Source organism: Phyllobacterium sp. CL33Tsu (genome assembly GCF_900113985.1).
Taxonomy (GTDB): domain Bacteria; phylum Pseudomonadota; class Alphaproteobacteria; order Rhizobiales; family Rhizobiaceae; genus Phyllobacterium; species Phyllobacterium pellucidum.
Window position 1 is genome coordinate 1 of sequence record NZ_FORJ01000006.1, and the last position, 18,783, is coordinate 18,783.

The 18,783-nt window shown below is 57.4% G+C and carries 18 protein-coding genes and 1 pseudogene; 5 read left to right on the forward strand and 14 right to left on the reverse strand.

Annotated elements, in window-relative coordinates; all coding sequences use genetic code 11:
- The 4 genes and pseudogenes from BM074_RS23375 to BM074_RS18630 form a co-directional block, all read right to left on the reverse strand.
- Positions 1-155 (reverse strand): DUF2950 family protein (locus BM074_RS23375; RefSeq protein ID WP_244532983.1); only part of this gene is annotated, 155 nt, incomplete at its 3' end.
- A pseudogene (locus BM074_RS18620) lies at positions 156-680 on the reverse strand (HAD family hydrolase); the annotation flags it as partial.
- A gap of 662 nt (positions 681-1,342) precedes the next feature.
- A complete protein-coding gene (locus BM074_RS18625) occupies positions 1,343-1,663 on the reverse strand; it encodes a hypothetical protein (protein ID WP_027232818.1) in 321 nt (106 codons plus the stop codon).
- A 333-nt stretch (positions 1,664-1,996) separates the two neighbouring features.
- Entirely contained in the window at positions 1,997-3,166 is a 1,170-nt protein-coding gene (locus BM074_RS18630; RefSeq protein WP_091924056.1) for a zinc-dependent alcohol dehydrogenase, read from the reverse strand.
- Between the two features lie 284 nt (positions 3,167-3,450).
- Here BM074_RS18630 and BM074_RS18635 point away from each other — a divergent pair, with 284 nt between their 5' ends.
- Positions 3,451-4,644 (forward strand): M14 family metallopeptidase, encoded by a 1,194-nt coding sequence (locus tag BM074_RS18635; protein WP_091924433.1) that lies wholly within the window; start codon positions 3,451-3,453, stop codon positions 4,642-4,644.
- 31 nt (positions 4,645-4,675) lie between these two features.
- On the opposite strand, the gene BM074_RS18640 is transcribed toward BM074_RS18635, so the two are convergent.
- A complete protein-coding gene (locus BM074_RS18640) occupies positions 4,676-5,002 on the reverse strand; it encodes a DUF982 domain-containing protein (protein WP_051615226.1) in 327 nt (108 codons plus the stop codon).
- A 327-nt stretch (positions 5,003-5,329) separates the two neighbouring features.
- On the opposite strand from BM074_RS18640, the gene BM074_RS18645 reads away from it, so the two are divergent.
- Positions 5,330-5,587 carry a GlsB/YeaQ/YmgE family stress response membrane protein gene (locus BM074_RS18645; protein ID WP_091924058.1) on the forward strand — a complete coding sequence of 86 codons (258 nt, stop codon included), beginning with the start codon at positions 5,330-5,332 and terminating at the stop codon, positions 5,585-5,587.
- A gap of 690 nt (positions 5,588-6,277) precedes the next feature.
- Here the strand turns inward: BM074_RS18645 and BM074_RS18655 are convergent.
- The 7 genes from BM074_RS18655 to BM074_RS18685 all read right to left on the reverse strand — a co-directional run bounded on the left by BM074_RS18655 (position 6,278) and on the right by BM074_RS18685 (position 11,742).
- Entirely contained in the window at positions 6,278-7,561 is a 1,284-nt protein-coding gene (locus BM074_RS18655; RefSeq protein WP_091924061.1) for an NAD(P)/FAD-dependent oxidoreductase, read from the reverse strand.
- A 64-nt stretch (positions 7,562-7,625) separates the two neighbouring features.
- Positions 7,626-8,354 carry an amino acid ABC transporter ATP-binding protein gene (locus BM074_RS18660; protein WP_091924063.1) on the reverse strand — a complete coding sequence of 243 codons (729 nt, stop codon included), beginning with the start codon at positions 8,352-8,354 and terminating at the stop codon, positions 7,626-7,628.
- A gap of 28 nt (positions 8,355-8,382) precedes the next feature.
- Entirely contained in the window at positions 8,383-9,057 is a 675-nt protein-coding gene (locus BM074_RS18665) for an amino acid ABC transporter permease (RefSeq protein WP_091924065.1), read from the reverse strand.
- Positions 9,054-9,731, reverse strand: coding sequence for an amino acid ABC transporter permease (locus BM074_RS18670; RefSeq protein ID WP_027232810.1), 678 nt, complete (start codon positions 9,729-9,731; stop codon positions 9,054-9,056). The genes BM074_RS18665 and BM074_RS18670 overlap by 4 nt, the downstream gene beginning before the upstream one ends.
- 96 nt (positions 9,732-9,827) lie before the next feature.
- On the reverse strand, positions 9,828-10,619 hold the full coding sequence (locus BM074_RS18675; RefSeq protein ID WP_027232809.1) for an ABC transporter substrate-binding protein: 792 nt from the start codon (positions 10,617-10,619) through the stop codon (positions 9,828-9,830).
- Between the two features lie 161 nt (positions 10,620-10,780).
- Positions 10,781-11,296, reverse strand: a complete 516-nt coding sequence (locus tag BM074_RS18680) for an Lrp/AsnC family transcriptional regulator (protein ID WP_091924067.1) — start codon at positions 11,294-11,296, stop codon at positions 10,781-10,783.
- A 185-nt stretch (positions 11,297-11,481) separates the two neighbouring features.
- Positions 11,482-11,742 (reverse strand): type II toxin-antitoxin system prevent-host-death family antitoxin, encoded by a 261-nt coding sequence (locus BM074_RS18685; protein ID WP_091924069.1) that lies wholly within the window; start codon positions 11,740-11,742, stop codon positions 11,482-11,484.
- A gap of 225 nt (positions 11,743-11,967) precedes the next feature.
- Here BM074_RS18685 and BM074_RS18690 point away from each other — a divergent pair, with 225 nt between their 5' ends.
- The 3 genes from BM074_RS18690 to BM074_RS18700 all read left to right on the forward strand — a co-directional run bounded on the left by BM074_RS18690 (position 11,968) and on the right by BM074_RS18700 (position 15,021).
- Complete coding sequence (locus BM074_RS18690) at positions 11,968-13,101, forward strand: helix-turn-helix transcriptional regulator (RefSeq protein ID WP_091924071.1); 1,134 nt, start codon at positions 11,968-11,970, stop codon at positions 13,099-13,101.
- A 114-nt stretch (positions 13,102-13,215) separates the two neighbouring features.
- Positions 13,216-13,806, forward strand: coding sequence for a jacalin family lectin (locus BM074_RS18695; RefSeq protein ID WP_027232802.1), 591 nt, complete (start codon positions 13,216-13,218; stop codon positions 13,804-13,806).
- Between the two features lie 210 nt (positions 13,807-14,016).
- A complete protein-coding gene (locus BM074_RS18700) occupies positions 14,017-15,021 on the forward strand; it encodes an ABC transporter substrate-binding protein (RefSeq protein ID WP_175499073.1) in 1,005 nt (334 codons plus the stop codon).
- 6 nt (positions 15,022-15,027) lie between these two features.
- Here BM074_RS18700 and BM074_RS18705 read toward each other — a convergent pair whose 3' ends face one another.
- On the reverse strand, positions 15,028-16,794 hold the full coding sequence (locus tag BM074_RS18705; RefSeq protein ID WP_244532958.1) for an adenylate/guanylate cyclase domain-containing protein: 1,767 nt from the start codon (positions 16,792-16,794) through the stop codon (positions 15,028-15,030).
- A gap of 374 nt (positions 16,795-17,168) precedes the next feature.
- Positions 17,169-18,626, reverse strand: coding sequence for a glucose-6-phosphate dehydrogenase (gene zwf, locus BM074_RS18710; protein WP_091924077.1), 1,458 nt, complete (start codon positions 18,624-18,626; stop codon positions 17,169-17,171).
- Between the last annotated feature and the right edge of the window lie 157 nt (positions 18,627-18,783).

The following is an 18,783-nucleotide window of genomic DNA, read 5'->3' on the forward strand; positions in this document are numbered from 1 at the left end:
GTGTCGAACTGCCATCCCGCATCGTGCTTGACCAGTGGAAACGGAAACGGCCAGACACGGCTGCCCAGAATAACTTCCTTGGCGCCGTCATCGCGATCTTTCAGCTCCGTGCGTTCTTTCGATGCCTGCTGCAGTTCCGCGAGCCGATCGCCCAATTCAATGCCACCGCCGGATACGATGAACACCTTGAAGCCGTTCTGTTTGAGATAGTCGATGACCTCGAGCATAGGCTGGAAGATGAGCGACGTGTACGGTTTGTCGAGTTTGGGATGACGTGCCTTGGCGATCCAGTCAGCAACAATCTTGCTGAACTCCTCACTCGTCATGCCGGCGTGGGTTGCCGCCACAAGTTCAACAAGTCCGCGCTCGCCCGACGCCGCGACACCGTTCAAATCTCCTGAAAGGACAGATTTGAACGGCTCGGTGGTCTGCCATTCCGGATGCTGCGGCGCCAGGGCTTTCACGCGGTCGAGGACAAATGCGAGCTGGACATACATCGGCTGCTCGCCCCAGAGCGTGCCGTCATTGTCAAAGACGGCAATTCGGTTGTCGAGGTCGACGAAGTCGGCATTCCCTTCGGTGGTAACGGCCTTCACGAAATCGATGATCCTTGCCTTGGCATCACCGTCGGACCAGGAGGAAAGCGGCGCCTTTTGCCCCCTGTGCAAGAGCGGTGACAGGCATTGCTAAAGTGGAAGCCAAGAGCGAACATGCATTGCCCGGGCTTTGGTCTCTTGCCGCGCCATTCTCGACTTGCCTTCTGCCTTTGCTCGTTCCGGACGCCCATCGGGGCGGCTGCCGGAACGTCTTGCTCGCCCGCTCGGTCAGGGCGAAGGGCGAATGCGGTGTAAACAAGTGAGCCGCCGGCATCGTCGCCGCCCAGAACCAATGTGGTTCCGGCGCGGGAACCAAATTGAAAGCCGGTCAAGGACCTCGTTCGCGTTCAATTGTATCTCGATGAGGAAAACCATAAATTCCTGAAGGTTTACGCGGCCCAACGCCGCACCACCATATCAAACGCATTGAATGAATTTCTCATGGAGAAGTCTGGGCTGTAACCTTCGCCCAAGCGTGACTTCCGTCGCGGCACTTGCTTCGAGGCCGGCCGGTGCAGCGCAGCGCCAATGTTGAGCTAGGAGCGAATGTGAGAATTTTCTTTCTTGCTGCGCGCGGCGATCGACCCGCGACCGAAAGCGCCCCTCCGCACGGGCGTTTTACCTCGGTCGTCTTCACCGGTGAAGATCGAAATCCCGATGAAGCATGATGGGAAGGGGCTGCCGGCTGTATTGCCTCTAATTGCGACGGCTTGAGGAAGACCGATCAAACCCTGGCGGCGAAGCGCTCAACCCCCATTGCATTCGGATGGAACGGCCCGGCCGACGCCCCACGATAGCTTCCCCTGCACGATACTCAGCGTCTGTCGGCCATTCGAAAAAGTCGTTCCGTCTGGCCCCATGGAGGGCAGCTCGACCGCTGTCGCGCCGTTGACGGATACCGAAGCCCGATCGCCAAGGAGACGTACTGCCAGATGCGTGCCGTCCTCGCACTTGTAGTTGCTGACCGGATAGGGGTTGCCCACGCCCACCGACGCTCCAGGCGTGGATGGCTCATTGCTAACAAGCATCAAGGCGCTGATTGCCGCGATCGATAGATGACCCAACATGGTAGTTCTCCAAACTGGATCGAGAGTAGATGAAACAGAGAATGATGTCTTCTCCGGAGGACGAGCCGCGCAGATATTCACCACGGCCGCACCAAAAAAGGTCAAGCAACCTACTCGATCGCTCTCTGGCAGTGGCTCCGGTGGCCTTGTGGCCGGCGGGCGGGCGTGGTCTTTCGATAAAAGCCAAGGGCCGGTCCCTGCGGTCCCACTGTTCCGCCAATCCGTCAAAGTAAAAACGCATTGGGTGGAACCGACGGAAGTGGCGGGCTTGCAGTTTGTTTAGTCAAGAAACATGCGGGCCGGTCTAGGTCTTTATTATGTGCGGCACTGTAATTATGGACGCAGCACTACTTTGATTACGCCATCCTCTTTGTCGCGGAATTTCTTGTACATTTCAGGGGCATCTTCCAGTGCGGAGGGATGTGTAACGACAAAGCTCGGATCTATTTCGCCAGCCTCGATCTTCTCCAGCAACGGTTTCGTATATTTCTGAACGTGTGTCTGCCCCATCTTGAAGGTCAACCCTTTGTTCATCGCGGCACCAAGTGGAATCTTGTCGCCCATACCCACGTACACACCCGGTATCGAGAGGGTTCCGCCCTTGCGGCAGCTCATGATGGCTTCTCGAAGGACGTGGACCCGATCAGTAGCAAGGTAGGTCGCGGCCTTGACCTTGTCGATTATTGCGTCCGTCGCACCATGGCCGGAGGCCTCGCAGCCGACAGCATCAATACAGCTATCAGGTCCGCGCTTGTCGGTCCTTGCCATCAACTCGTCGTAGACATCTGTTTTGGAAAAATCGATCGTCTCGGCTCCACCCTCTTCGGCCATCGCAAGCCTTTCCGGAACTTCGTCGATCGCAATAACCCGCCCAGCGCCCATCATCAGCGCGGAGCGGATGGCGAACTGACCAACCGGTCCGCATCCCCAGATCGCAACCGTATCACCCGGCTCGATCTGCGCATTTTCAGCGGCCATGTATCCGGTCGGAAAAATATCGGACAAAAACAGGGCCTGTTCGTCCGTCACGCTGTCGGGAATCTTGATAGGCCCGATATCCGCCATCGGAACGCGCAGATATTCCGCCTGGCCGCCACTATACCCACCAAGCATGTGACTGAACCCGAATAGGCCTGCGGGCGAGTGCCCCATGGCTTTGACAGCCATTTCAGCATTGGGATTGGTGCGATCGCAACACGAGAACATTCCATGCTTGCAAAACCAGCATTGGCCGCAGCTGATTGTAAAAGGTACAACAACGCGATCGCCAATTTTCAGATTGGTGACGTCAGAACCAAGTTCAATCACCTCACCCATGTTCTCGTGGCCGAGAATATCGCCTTTTTCCATTGTGGGCTGGTAGCCGTCCAGCAGATGCAGATCGGACCCGCATATCGCACAACAGGTTATCTTGATGATCGCATCACGTGGATGTTCAATCTTGGGATCGGGAACAGTGTCAATTCGGACATCGCCCTTTCCATGCCAGCAAAGTGCACGCATGTCGGTAGCTCCTATCTAAGAGCTAACCTTCTCAAACAGAAGTCGTTCCCCCTTATGAATTAATTTACCGGCACTCGCAAAGCGGCCCGCACCAGTCAATTGGTTGGCTGTTCTTACTTTCTATGCCTGCCCCACCACTTGCTTGGGGCCCTCCCGCACAGCTCCACACAAACAATGCAACTTTGCGAGTGGCAGGTTGTGGGTTAGGTTGCGGAGGATTCTTGTTATCACGTGTACGTAGTTATTCTTGCGCAGTTTCTCAGATGACAAAGGACGATCCTCGCATGTCGGACAAACCCAAAGGCCGCCTCGATCGCCGCGATTTCATGATCGCATCCATTGCCACAGTCGGCGCGTCGGCGGCGCTCGCCGGCAACGCTGGCACTGCGAATGCTCAAGCCCAAGCCACACCCCCTGCCAATCCGGCCTCCGGAACCGTCTACACTGGCGATGTCATCGAAGGCAAAAAGGTCATCAGCAGGCTCGACGTCAATGACCTGGAGCCAGGCAAGAAGCACCTTTTGTATTTTCAGGGTGTTGAGATGCCGACTGGACAGCATTGGTATGTTTCTGTGACGGTGGCTAAGGGAGCAAAACCGGGGAAGCGCGGCATCCTGACAAGTGGCGTGCACGGGGATGAGATGAGTTCTGTGCATACGGTCCAGACAGTGATGAACCAGCTCAATCCTGCGGAAATGTCGGGTACTGTGATGGCGGTCACGGATATCTCCCGCCCCGCCCTCGAAAGCATGCAGCGGAGATGGCCCAATCAGGGCAGAGGCATTGATCTCATCGATATGAATCGCGAGTGGCCCGGCAACGAGAACGGCGCCACCGCACCCAGCCGGCACGCCGGGCTTTTGTTCAACCGGCTGTTGCGGCCGAATGCCGACTTCGCGATCGATTTCCACACCGGGACAACTGGATTTGAAGTCACTGCATTTAACCTCGGCGGCATGGATGTGCCGGAGGTCAAGGCGATGGTGGAGCTCTATCCCGTCGGTCAGATTTTCGACAATCACGTTTATCCCGGCGTTCTGCACAACGCGTTCATTGACGTGGGCATTCCGTCGTTTACGCCGGAAATCGGTGTTGCGCGCCACCTCGATACCGACATGAGCTCCCTCTTCGTCGAAGGCACGATGAACGTCCTCAAGCATCATGGCATCATCGCCGGGTCAATGGGGCGTACAGGCAAGGACGTGACTGTCTTTGTCGGTAACAGCGCCTTCCCGGTCCTGGCGACCGCAGGCGGGCTGGTCGAGCATTTGGTCAAACTTAACGACAAAGTTGAAGCCGGACAAAAAGTTGCCATCCAGCGCAATAGCTTCGGCGAGGTTGTTGCGGAGTATACGAGCAGCGTTGCCGGGGAGGTAACAGGCCAGCGCAGCGATGCAATGTCGGAGCCCGGAAACCCCTTGGTATTCATTCTTTTCAATAAGTCGGTGCCCGAGGGCGCTGAGTCCTATCCCGAGTAATCGAGCGGATCGCAAGTTACCTTGCGCATAGTCAACCACGACGTGCCGCCTTCCGCTTTCCCCACTTTATATCTGACTTGCCGGTATAGGCCGTCCGCAAGGGTTCGGCTTCCATATAAATGCCGGCTTCCCTCGCGGCTTCTATAAAGGCAACACGTGCCACGGCGGCAGAACAACTGCCTTCAAGGCACTTGAGCAATATCTCCCGTGCCATGAGATGCTTCGGGCCGGTCTCATCCGGCCACTGCTCGAGCACGAACCTTGCAGCGTCAAAGGCAGACGACACGCTAACAAGCTGACCCGGCTGCCTTCCGAACACCTGCACTCGCTGGAATGCCCTGTAATCCTCGTAATCCATGGCCGGGAATATAGGGCCGGTGTTTGGGGATTCCGAATCAATCAATTTATTTATTGTGGTTATGGCAGGCCACGCGTTTACGAGCGTGCAGTCAGAACTTGCGGCAACTGGTCAACTCGTTACCGGCAAGCGTCTACCATTTGAGTTCCGACAAGCGGCTCCCTGAGCGCGAACAACCTGAATCCTTCTCTACGCCTAGCGTCGGAAGTTCGAGCGCCAGGCTAATGGGACACCCGAGCCGACTGTGAACAATCTCTGTTTACTGGGAACCACGCGAGCTCCCCCGGTGTTGTTGTTCGCAACTGTTAGCGAAAGTTTGGAAAAATTATGGAAAGTGCGGGAATTGGCTGGATTGCAGCAATCATAATCGGTGGACTGGCCGGCTGGCTGGCGGAGATGTTCATGAAAAGCCAAATGGGCTTGGTTATGAACGTTGTCCTCGGCATTGTCGGGGCCGTAATCGCCAACGCAATCCTTTCGGTGTTTGGGGTGGTGCTGGGCGGTTGGTTGGGATACTTGGTCGCTGGCTTCATCGGCGCGTGTATTTTGATTGCGGTTGCCAGGATGTTTCGAAGGAACACATAAATAAATATCCGCAGATTTTATAACCCTCCGGATACCCATAACTTCCCTCGAGAAGGATCATTGTTAGTAAATCCGACGCTCGGCAGCGGAGCTTAATCTTTATCACTATTCAACCGTTCCGACGCGACGTCGCAGACCGCGTCGGCTACTCCGATCGCTGGGTCGTAGGCGTCCGTTGCTACTTCCTTACCATTTTCCAATAACTCATCTGCCTTTTCCGAAACGCTTTCCTCGACGCGCTCGGCAGCGTCGCCGACTACTTTGTCTTCCACCTCTGTATGGGGGAGTGCCTCGCCGATAGCTGGCGCATGTTCGTTTGTCCTGCCTGAAATTCCGGCGGTCGTGTCTCTTACTTGATCTCAGGTGTCCGAAAGCCAGTCTGCGTGGCTGTCCCACAAGGCACGGTCTGTTCCTTGATGGCGGAAAATGCGGTGGCCAGCGGAGTCCGCGAAGCCACGGTGGATTTTGCCGGTCTCGTCGACGAAATCGCCGGCACGCGGATGGACGTTGGCTCAGTGTCAATCTTCCAGCCGCTTTGCCCGCGCCGGTGAGGCAACCCTGTATCGGGCGTATGCGTCAACCGTCTGAAATTGGAATGTCCAAGGAGCGACTGTACAATAATGTCTTATAGCAGCCCCGCGGAGTGTAAACTGTCATTTCCGCACAAGGTGGCGCGCTGAGCACGGGGGGTCATGCTGACGATCGCTCCCGCCACCAATCCTGTGCTTGGAGTTTCCAGTAAGTAATTTGTGCTGCGGACAAGCCCCCCAGGCCTCCGGCCCACACGAGGCCGAACGGTTTAAACAACTGATAGCGATCCGACTGGCCCAGAATGGCCTCAGCGATTACTTTGCCGGCAATCGCAGTGGTGTTCAGTCCATGACCTCCAAATGCCGTGCAGAACCACACGTCCGGGTATAGTTGGCCGATTTGGGGCATGAAGTGTCGCGCATATGACATTAGCCCAGACCAGGAAGTCTCAATCTTCAAATCAGCAAGCTGTGGGTAAGTGCTCACCATTTCCCGTCTTAGTTCAAGGGCGAGCGCCCGAGGCGACGCGGCTCTAGTTGTGATGCGCCCGCCCCAAAGCAGACGCTTGCCGCCGTCGACGATGCGATAGTAATCGCCGGCTCGCCGATTGTCACCAACTGCGTCGGTCGTGGTGACAGCCTGGCGGATGAGGTCCGGCGCTTCTTCGGTCAGCATGACATAGGTGGCAATAGGCAGAAAGCTGCGTTTTATTTTCGGAAACAATCCTGTTGTGTACCCTCCGCTTGCAACGATGACACGTCGCGTTCTTATCTCGCCTCGATTTGTCCGCACGATCTTCTCGGATCGACTTAAATCGCAGGATAAGGCCGGGCTGCCTTCAAATATTCTTCCGCCAAGCCGCTGGATTTCCCGCGCCAAAGAACGAAGGTAATTCAGCGGATGCATGTGAAACGCGTGCGGATCACGCAGTGCTTGGAAATAGCGTTTCGAGTGAAGCACCTCCTGTACTTGGTCCCGACTCATATACTCGACTGAATAATCAAATTCGCGCTGGAGATAGCCGGCATGCGCGAGAAGAGCTTGGCTGTTTTCATAGCGCACCACTCTCATTATTCCGTGCGTGGGAGCTGCGCTGGCGATCTCAAGTTCATCAATCGTATCGCGCACGAACTTCATGCCTTCGATAGACAGGGCGTGGAGTTTGCGAGCGTGGTCAGGGCCCACGACACGCTCGATCGCATCACCGTCATTGGCATAACCCGGACTTACAAAACCGCCATTGCGTCCTGAAGCACCCCAGCCGATGCGTTCGGCTTCCAGCAGAACCACTGTCTGCCCGGCGTTTAGCAACTGCAGAGCCGTCGTTACACCGGCGAGGCCGGCTCCGATAACGCAGGTCTCGCATTCCGCAACGCCAGACAGTGCCGGATAGGTGTAGTTGTCATCTATCGTTCGCCGGTAGAAAGTATCGATATAACTCATTGCTCTGGCTTCCAGGTCACAAAGTAACACACGGCTTTGAGTCTCCCTGTTAGAGGGTCGACAATCAATGACGTAGAATCTTACTCAGAAAGGTGCGACTGCGATCCGTCTTCGGGTCTGAGAAAAACTCTTCCGGTGTACCGGTTTCTACGATAGCGCCCTCATCCATGAATACGACCCGATGCGCAACTTTACGGGCAAAACCCATCTCATGGGTCACCACCATCATGGTCATGCCCTCTTCGGCGACGCTCACCATCACGTCCAGGACCTCACTGATCATCTCTGGATCGAGAGCCGACGTAGGCTCATCGAAGAGCATGATTTTCGGGCGCATACAAAGGCAGCGCGCGATAGCGACACGTTGCTGCTGGCCGCCGGAAAGCTCGGACGGATAGGCGTTAAACTTATCGACGAGCCCGACTTTCGCCAGCATCTCGCGGCCCGAAGCCTCGGCCTCACTGCGAGCGATTTTTCGCACATGGATCGGAGCGAGCGTTACGTTCTCGAGCGCCGTCTTATGTGGATAAAGATTGAAAGCCTGGAAAACGAAGCCAATTTCGGTACGCAGTTCGATCATGTTGGTGGCGCGGTCGCCGATACGCTGTCCATCGACGATAAGGTCGCCGTCCTTGATCGTCTCGAGTCCATTAATGCAGCGGATCAGCGTGCTCTTGCCGGAACCGCTTGGGCCGCACACGACCACGACTTCGCGCTGCTCAACACTGAGCGTGATATTCTTGAGAACATGAAGCGCGCCGAACCATTTGTTCACGCCGTGAAACTCGATCATAACTTGCTGCTTTCGTTGATAGAACACGTCACAATTGCACCTCGCCATGGGCGGCGCCCATGCGTCTCTCCAGACGGCGGGCGAGCACGATGAGCGGATAGCACACGACAAAATAACCGATGCCGACAATTGCGAACACGAGCAATCCATTGGGTACTCGCTGAACCACAAGCCAGCCGACCCGGGTAAGATCCGTCAGGCCGATAGCGGAAACAACAGACGAATCCTTGATGAGAAGCACATATTGGCCAACAAGCGGCGGCAGGGAAACACGCATCGCTTGCGGCAGTACCACCTGTCGCATTCGCTGCCACTGCGACAGGCCCGACGCGAGCGCAGCCTCAACTTGTCCGGTCGGCACCGAACGGATACCTGCGGCAACTATCTCGCAAATGAAGCAAGCCGCGAGGTTAGTCAGGGCTATAATGCCGGCAGTGAAGGCATCGAGCTCAACACCAAGTTCCGGCAGGATGAAGAAGATCAGGAAGATTTGCACGAGGAATGGGGTTCCCCGGATCAGGTCGACCCACAATCCGATAGCATAATCCAACAAGCGGCTGCCGCTCGTGCGCAGGACACCGAGCGCAAAGCCAAGGATGGTACCGAGCAGCAGACTTATCAAAGAAAGGGCAATCGTCATGCCGAGCCCCCGCAACGCCAACGGATAGCTGCCCATCAGGCTCTGGAGCTGGAACCAGATCATGTGCGACTCCCGGTCGGTCGCGCGCCTAGCCAGCGCGCCGAGAATGCTGCCACGGATTTCAATCCGTAATAAAGGACGAGATAGCACGCAGCTGTCGTGATGAAGCCCTCTGCGGGCATGAACCTGTCGGACGCCAGCAACTGGCCTGCCCTCGTCAGTTCGGCTACAGAAATCAAGGACAGCAACGCCGAGTCTTTCACTAAAACGATGGCTTGTCCGAGCAGCGGCGGAATGGTTACCCGGAAGGCCTGTGGCAGGATCACCAAGCGCATGCGCTGGGAATAGGTCATCCCGGACGCAATGCCTGCCTCCACCTGTCCACGCGAAATCGACAGGATGCCAGCGCGGATGATCTCGGCAATGTAGGCACCGCTGTTTAAAGCCAATGCGAGGATGCCGACGAAAAGCTCCGGCAACACGAAACCAAGCCGTGGCAGGCCGAAATAAAGAAAATAAAGCTGTGCCAGCAGCGGTGTCGCACGGATCGCGTCGATATAGATTTTTGCCGGAAGTTGCAAAAGCTGCGAACGCTGCAAGTTCATCGCACAAAGGGTGATGCCGATAGCGAGGGCGCCGCCGAACGAAACAATCGACAGCCACAGCGTTGCAGCAAATCCCTGCCCGAACAGGGGCAGATATTCGACGATGGTGCGGAAGCTGAAGTTTTCTAGCATGCCGGAAGATTCCTCAGGCGGCGGGACAGGCGCTAAAAAGCGGCCAGACGGCGCGCGTGAGGCGAACCCGCTCCACGCAACGCCGTCCGCGACCTTCTATTGATGGTCTTTCTTCCAATCTTCCGAATTTACCCAGTAATCCAGGTTCTTCTGCAGACGGCCATCGAGTGCCACTTGGTCGAGGAAGAGGTTCATCCAAACGAGAAGGTCCTGCTCGTCATAGCGTGTGGCGAAAGCCAGCGGCTCTTTCGACAGGACTTCCGGCATGATGGTAATGCTTCCCGCCGGATAGGCGGCCTGTTGACCCTTGACCGCCGAGACATCGTTTACGCCGCAATCAGCCTGGCCATTAACGACAGCATCAAGCAGGAGCGGGCCGCCACCCTTATAACTCTTGATTTCGGCATCAGGGAAAGTCTCCTTTGCCACTTTTTCGCCGGTCGCTCCGAGAAGCACGGCGATTTTCGTGCCCTTGGCTTTACATGCATCCATGGTGCCGAACTTGCTGTCAGTTTTGGCAAAGACAGCGCTTCCCGTGTACATGAAAGGCTTGGTGAAGGCCACCTTCATCGCCCGCGCCAGTGTTGGGGTCATGTCTGCAACAAGCAGATCGGCCTTGCCGGAAAGCAACGCTGGGATCAGACCGTCCCAATCATAATCTTGGAACGTGATTTTTACCCCCATTTCCTTCGCCATCAGTTCGGCAAGCTCGACAGAGCTGCCCGTGCGTTTCCCCGCCTGGTCGACCATGGAAAAAGGAGGGCCTTGGGTCTGAACTGCGACCCGGAGTTCTCCGCGCTTGGTTATGTCGTCGAGAGATCCGGCGTTCGCGAGGCTTGCAGTGGTCAGCAGTGCCAGGCTTGCGACAAATAGTTTGGCGATCTTCATTAATATTCCTCCCTGTGATTGTTAAATGTTCCCGCCCTATTGGGCACTTGCTTCCGACGTCCGCAGTCTCCCAGAACGTCGCAGACTTAGTCGAAGTGTTCGGATTTCCTTCGCCAAGACTTCGCTCCTCGAGGTACCCCCTTTGAAATAAATGAAAGCGATCAAGTCGCCACTGCGCGCACAGGCACTTCGGGACCACTTGACCAACACCCCTTGGGCAGACTGACCCATTTGTTACAGGCTGCCATGACAACGAATGTTTCTGTACGCGTGATCTCGCCCGGTTCGCCAACTCCCGGGATCAGTTCACTCGTGACGCGATAGAGGTCAGCGACATCCCCAGCCACGACAACATCAACGATTATGTCGAAACGGCCGGTTACAACGCATGCTGAGTTGACGAACGGGAGCTCTGAAATACGAAGCGCAATCTCGCGTGCACGGCCATGTCCTTTGGCATTGATACCGACGATCGCAGAAATTAATTCGGGTCGCTCAGACAGATTCAGCAGTCCAACAATTTTGATAAGGTTTTGGCTCAGAAGGTTGCGAAGGCGCGAGCGCACGGTTGGCACTGAGATCGCCATGCCCTCGGCGAGACGGTTCACGCCGACCTGCGCATCTTGCGACAGCAATTGCACGAGTTTGCGATCCGTATGGTCAAGGTGTTCTCTCAATATAATTCTTTCATAAAAGGAAAAAAGTTTGAAGGTATCTTTCCCATTATTAGCGAACTTATACGAATTTTTTTCTTATGCAATAATTTGACTGGCTCATAATGTAGCAATCCTCTCGGCTTTTCTCGGCCTGCCAGCGCCAAAGCTAGGGATATTCGACAATGGTACCGGCGGGATAGCGCGGCTCAGTCATGATCGTTTGCAAGGTCGGCGTCGAGCCGCTCGAGTTCGTCAAGGATCATGGTGCGCAGTTCGGGCGGCGTTTCGTCAATGCCGTAGGTGCGACGCCGATCGTTGCTCTTCATCAACTTTTCAAAGGTCGCGACAGAGAGGACAACGACGCTTTCGCGTCCGTGCTTGGTCAGGACGACTGGCTCTCTTTGCGCCTGATCGTGGAAACGGCCAAACTTGCGGATGAATTCGGCGGCGGTGACTTTCGTCGTCATGGTGCGGGCCTTTCCTGAATAACTCATATTATACATATAATTCAGTGTTAGCCAGTAAAGTGAAGAGAGGCTTCTGCCGCCCCGGTTATTGGCCGGCCCAAGATTTTACTTTCCTGTCCGTCTCGTCGCTTGACAAAGTTTCTCGGGTAATCAGGAACGGGATGCGGCCCCGTGCACCGTGTGCTATTGATCTATCAATACGGGGCCAGAACACGGATTGTTTACATGTCCGAGATTGAGGCGTTCTCGACACTGGTCGGCGAAGTTTATGATGCCGCGCTAAACCCTGACCTGTGGCCAAGAGTGTTTGATCTCGCCTGCGGGTTCATCGGCGGGAGCTCGGCCAATCTTATTTCGCACAGTGCGGTTGGAAAAAACCCTGATTTTTACTTCGCTGCCAATCAAGATCCTCAGTATATTCAACTCTATTCTGATAAATACTTTAAGATTAACCCGATCTTTCCAACCGTGATATTTTTCGATGTCGAAGAGACACACTGGGTTCCTGATGTCCTCCCACGCCAAGAGTTCTGCCGGACGCGGTTTTTTAAGGAATTCCTGCTGCCCCAGGGCTACATGGATGGTCTGTTCACAAACCTCGAAAAAACGCCGACCGGTTGCGCACTTTTCACCGTATTCCGCCGGATGAGCGACGGTATGGTCGACGACCGGATGCGCCAACGGTTCGACCTCATCGTCCCGCATGTCCGTCGGGCGCTTCTGATCGGAAGAGTGATCGATCTCAAGAAGGTCGAGGCCGCAGCGCTTGCGGACAGCCTCGATACGCTTGCGTCCGCGATGTTCATGGTCGACGGCACCGGCCGCGTCGTCCACGCCAATGTCAGCGGCCACATCATGGTGGCCGAAGCGAGTGTTGTGAGAGCGCGCAAGGGCCGACTTGGGGCGATCGACCAGGCGGCTGACCGGGCGTTGCTGGATAGCTTCAACGCTTCGGGCGGCGGCGATGCGACGTTGGGCCGGAGGGGCATCGCAGTGCCGCTAAGGGCGCACAATGGTGAGCGGTATGTCGCCAACGTGCTAACCCTGACCTCCGGTGCGCGGCGTCGGGCGGGTATCTCCTACGAGGCCGTGGCAACCGTCTTCATTCACAAAGCTGCACTGGATTTGCCCTCGCCGCCGGAGGCGGTCGCGCAGGAGTTTCGCCTGACGCCGGCGGAATTGCGGGTTCTCTTTGCGATCATCGAGGTCGGCGGCGTTGCGGACGTGGCAGCGGTCCTTGGACTTTCTGAGGCAACGGTGAAGACGCACCTCCAACGCCTGTTCCACAAGACTGGTAGCGCCCGGCAGTCCGATCTGGTGAAATTGGTTGCCGGCTACTCCAACGCCCTCGTCGGCTAATCCCCTCGGATCATACGGATCTGGCCCGCATCAACCGAACGGTTGACGCGGACAAGATGTGTCGCTGGTAGAACAAGATCATAGCGAACAGTCCGAGATATAAAGGAGGTTTCCATGAGCGCTTTGGCTCGCAGCGTCGGCTTAATTTTCTTTGCCCTGACAACGGTCGCCCATGGCGCAAGCCAGACAACGCAAGTCGGCGGCTCCGGGGGCAGCCCCTTCAAGATCTTGTGTCCCCCAAATCATGTCCTGATCGGCTTTAATATGAGAACGGGCAGTGCACTCGACGCAATTGCACCGGCCTGCAAAAGACTTAAGGCAGACGGTACGACACTGATGCCGATCAGCAATCCCGGCGCAACCGGCGGCAATGGTGGTCACTCGAACCGCGTGAACTGTATGGGCGCCAACACATTCGTTGCGCGTTTGAATGTCTTCGTCGACCGTTTCGAGATCGTCAATCACATTGAAATTCAATGTCGCACATTGGCGAACAGTGCACCATCCGGCGTATTCCGCCCGCAAGAAGGCATAGGCGGGCAAGCCGTGCGCAGTTTCACGGTCGAATGCCAGACAGGCCATATACCGAACGGAATCATTGGCCGGAGTGGCGCGCTTATCGACCGGCTTGGCCTGCACTGCGACGCCTCAAGTGTGATCGCTCCGCGACAACTTGAGGCTATCCGCCGGTATTGGCCCTATTGACCTCGCTCTATGAGAGCCGCTGCGACACCGATACGCGGGCGCAAAGCGAAAATCATTCCCGTTGTGGGTACCGCCGCCCCCGTTGCCGTTCGGCTGCTTGCTGATAGGATGTGAGGAGCTCGGAGGGATGTTTAAATTCACGAACGTGCGGGCAGCGGAGCCGAGATGCCCCGCCACAGGGCAGCGCCATTCAGGTCTGGGGGCAAATCCATGAAACAGGGTGCGGGGATCGGGCGTCGAGCGCTGGTCGGGGCGATGGCGGGAGCATTTCTTGTGCTCCCATTTAAGGGCGCGCCGCCGGCCCGCGCCGCCGATCTGCCGGTGATCGCCTTCTTCAGGAGTTCGCCTGCCGGACCCTTCGCTTCCCTTGTGGAGGCCTTCCGCAAGGGGGTGGCCGAAGAAGGCCTGGTTGAGGGCGAGACCGTCGCGATCGAATACCGCTGGGCCGACAACAAGCCGGAACTGCTGCCGCAGATCGCAGCGGAACTGGTGTCTGCCAAAGTCTCCGTGATCGTGGGCAACAGCGTCGCTGTGGAAGCGGCGCGAGCCGCTACATCCGACATCCCCATCGTTTTCGTGTCGGCAGACGATCCGGTCAAGGCGGGCCTCGTCGATAATCTGGCCCGGCCGAGCGCCAATTTGACAGGGGTCACGTTCTTCGGCGGCGGCGAGCTTGCGGGTAAGCGAACCGAAATCCTGATGGAACTGGCGCCCACCGCGGTCGATGTCTCCTTGCTGATTGACACGAAATATCCCGGGTTCGAAGCAAATCGCGCCAAGGCCGAGTCTGCAATCACCTCGATTGGACGGCGGCTGATTGTTGCAGAAGTCAGTGGCGTCGAGGAGCTTGAAGCTGCCTTCGATCGGATGTCCGCAGCAGGAGCCGACGCGGTCGTGATCGGCGGCAGTCCCTTCCTGACGAGCCAGCGCGCTACGATCGTCAAACTCGCGGCCAAGCACAAGCTCCCCGCCATCTATGACCAGAAGGACTATGTGATCGACGGCGGTCTAATCAGTTACGCCTCGAGCTTCTCGGAGGCCTACCGTCAGGCGGGCGTCTATGCCGCGCGAATGGTCAAGGGCGCGGCTGCTTCTGAATTGCCGGTCATCCAGCCGACCGTGTTTGAACTTGCGGTCAACCTTTCCACAGCCAAAGCCCTCGGAATAGAAGTGCCCCGCTCGATTTTACTGATGGCGGACGAGGTGATTGAGTAAGCTCATCTATTCGCACACCCGTCCCTCTTTCATCTTGATGGCGAGTACGCGGGTGTCTGCCTCGAACCCTTTCAACAGGCGCTCTCCAAGGTCATCCAATGGAAAAGCAGGTCCGATCTGCCGTGCGGTAGCAGCGTCGATGAGGATCTGCCCATCTTTCGCCGCGGAGCAAAGGCGCGACGCCAGATTGACCACGGGTCCGATAGCCGTGTATTCGAGCCGCCCCTCATAGCCGATACGCCCTACCGTCGCGGCACCCGCTGCCATCCCCATCCCGAAACCAATCCTGTAGCCGACGGAAGTCCAGTGGAAGACGAGTTCCTGAACCGCCTCCTGTATATCCACCGCCATCCGCGCTGCACGCCCTACTGGATCGTCACAGGGCACGGGGGCGTTCAATAGCAGCATAAAACCATCACCAGAAAAGCCGGTTTGCGTCGCTTCGTGCTTCTGCACCAGCTGACCGAGCACGGTGAAGAACTCTTCCAGCACCGCCATGATTTCGCCCGGCTCCGCTTTCGCCGAGAAGGCTGTAAAATTGCGCAGGTCCCCGAACACCACCACGACATCGGCCTGCTTGCTTTCCAGCAGTTTCTCGGAGCCCTCGATCTCAATCAACTCCGCCACTTGCGGCGCAAGAAACTGCCTCAGTCGGGCGATGCGCTCCGAACGCTCTTTCGAAAGCGCGATTTCATCCGCCATTGTGTTAAATCGTTCCGCCAGTTCCTGGAGTTCATCGCCGCTGTCGATGCGAACGCGATGATCGAACTGTCCCGCACCGATTTTGGTGGCGCCCTGTTCCAGCAGGCGGATGGGGCCGGTGATTCTGCCTGCGAGCACGTATGCGAGTGCAGCCGACACTCCGATACCTGTGATCAGGAGGATGCCCGTCCGCCACAACGCGGCATAGATCGGAGCGAACGCCTCCGATAGGGGTTGCTCGACATACACCGTCCAGTTCGGTCCGGGAACGATGGCGCTGCCGGCGATCACCCACGCCCCGCTATCCCCGCGCCGGACAATCACCGGGTCCGATCGGACCGGCACCTGCGTTATATCATCGGCCACAGCCGGCCGTTCGGGAACTGCCATAAGGTCTCCCGGGTCCTCGCCACGAAGCACCCGGACAATTTCGGGGTGCGCGATCAGCCGCCCTATGCGATCGCGGACATGGGCGTGTCCCTTCTGGCCGACCCTGATGTTGGCGATCACGCTCCAGATCAGCTTCAGGTTGACTTCCGCGATCGCCACCCCGGTGCTGCTCTTCTCGCCGGCAATCGCGATAGCCATATAAGGCTCCGATCCTCGCGAGAAATGGACCGACCCAAACCGGCTCCCGTTTTCCATCAGCTCCTGAAAGCTGGCTTCGCGCGACAGATCGCGTCCGCTGTCCATGATGTCCGGCACGATGCGGGAGACGCGCAGGAGTTCCTTGCCCTGGCGGTCGGCCTGCGCGAACTCGGTGATGGCGGGCGCTTGGCGTAGCAGGCGAAGGGCGTCGAACCGCCGTTCTTCAGGCCTCACAGAGGCGACGGGCAACTGGACGGTCCATCCCATCTGGTCAATGATTGAGTTCAGGAAACTGCTGATGCGTTCCGACGATGCGCGCGCCTCCGACAAGAGCCTGGAATCAATGGAGGCGCGCTGGTCGCGATACCCAAGCCAGGCCTCGATCGTTCCGCCGACAATGATGGGCAGCAGAACTGCAGCAAAAATCGTCGTGAAGTATTTCCTGAATAAGCTACGCCTCAATGGTCCGGCAGCTGTTGTCACTGCTGATCGCCTATGCCTGTTGGCTGTCTGAAACGCGGTTTTCCAATGCGGATTGAATATGAGGCTTTCAGCCGTTGCAGGGCGAGAGCAATTGTGACCCTGTCCGTTCGACGGAGAGCATCACAGCCGCCTCCGCCCACGGCCGCTGCGTATCTCTGCACTTTTAAGTTGATCCAGAATTGCGCGACGGTCAATGCGCACGATTCACCAGGCAGACGGGTTGGAGCCTCACCTCGCTACGCGATGGCTGCGGCAGGTTCGGCTAGGCGCTATATTTGTTGCCGGGTCCCAACATCACTCGCTAAAGGCCCGGCCGCGGGTGCGAAGCCGCCGTTGAAATGCATTCGGGCTGGAAAGGTTGACAAGTCTGTCGGTTACTCCTTTGCCGGATCTCGCCAGGCCCGCTCGAACGGGAGGCGCCAGGCATGAGGTGCGATGAGTTGGTGGATCGATTTCGGGCCCCAGCCGCCCTGATCATAGAGGCGCACCGGTGGCGGGTTTTCCAAGAGCGGTTGCGAGATTTCCCAAAGCCGCTCTATACCCTCGGCGGTCGTAAACAGCGTGTGATCGCCACGCATGGCGTCGAGGATCAAGCGCTCGTAGGCCTCGAGCACTTCGCCGATCAGACCGGTTTCGCTCATTGCGAACTGCAACGACAGCTTGTCTAGCCTGAACCCTGGGCCGGGTCGCTTGCCATAGAAGGACAACGAGACCTTTGAGGCATCCGCAAGGTCGAACGTGAGGTGGTCCGGGCCTTGCGCCCCAACGCCCGAGCCGGCCGGGAACATCGATTTGGGAGGCTCTCGGAAGGCGATCGAGATGATGCGCTGGCCCTCCGCAAGACGTTTTCCCGTGCGCAGGAAGAAGGGCACGCCTGCCCAGCGCCAATTGTCGATGGCACATTTGAGGGCGATGAAGGTATCGGTGTCACTCTCCGGATCAACTCCCGGCTCCTTGCGGTAGCCGATATATTGGCCGCGCACGACATCGCGTGGCTCGATCGGCAGCATGGAGCGGAACACCTTGTTCTTTTCCTCCGAGATCGGCGCCGGCTCCAAGGCCGTGGGCGGTTCCATCGCCATAAAGGCCAGGATCTGAAAGAGATGGGTCACCACCATGTCGCGATAGGCGCCCGTCGTCTCGTAGAAGGCCGCGCGGGTGGAAAGCCCCAGCGTCTCCGGAACGTCGATCTGCACATGGTTTATGAAGTTGCGGTTCCAGATTGGCTCGAAAAGCCCGTTGGCGAAGCGGAAAGCGAGGATATTCTGCGCCGGTTCCTTGCCGAGGAAGTGGTCGATACGGAAAATCTGCTTTTCGTCGAAAACCTCGTGCAGTCTCTTGTTCAGTTCCATCGCACTGACCAGGTCCGTGCCGAACGGCTTTTCCATAATGATGCGGCAACCCTCAACGAGTTTCGCCTCAGCAAGGAGTTGCACGGCCGAAAGCGCCGCCCTCGGCGGCACGGAAAGATAATGCACGCGCCGCGTTTCCGGCCCAAGCGCCTCCTCTGCCCTGTTCACCGCCTCCTTCAATAACCCCGCGCCGGCAGAAAGCGAGACATAGTCAAGCGATGCGGAGAAATCTTCCCATTCGGTCTCGGTGAATTTGCGGGTCAGGAACGTGCTGAGCGACTCGCGTGCGATGGCGCGGAAACCGTCGGCATCGATCTCGTCGAGCGAGACACCGACGATGCGGCACCCGGGTATAAAGCCAGCCCTAACGAGATGGAACAGGCCCGGAAGAAGCTTGCGCCGGGAGAGATCGCCCGTTGCCCCGAAGAGGACGACAACCTGCGGATAGCCGGGTCCGACCCGAGTCAAATTCTTTTGCACAGTGCCCGCTCCACTTTCTGCTGTTGCCCAGTCCTGCACCTATTTGACTGGCTGCCCTGATACTTGACGCCCGCAGCATGCCTCGCCCGATCGAAGGCTGAATAGAGACATGAATAGCCCAGTCGATCAAGGATTTACGGGTTTCATCATCCCTCAG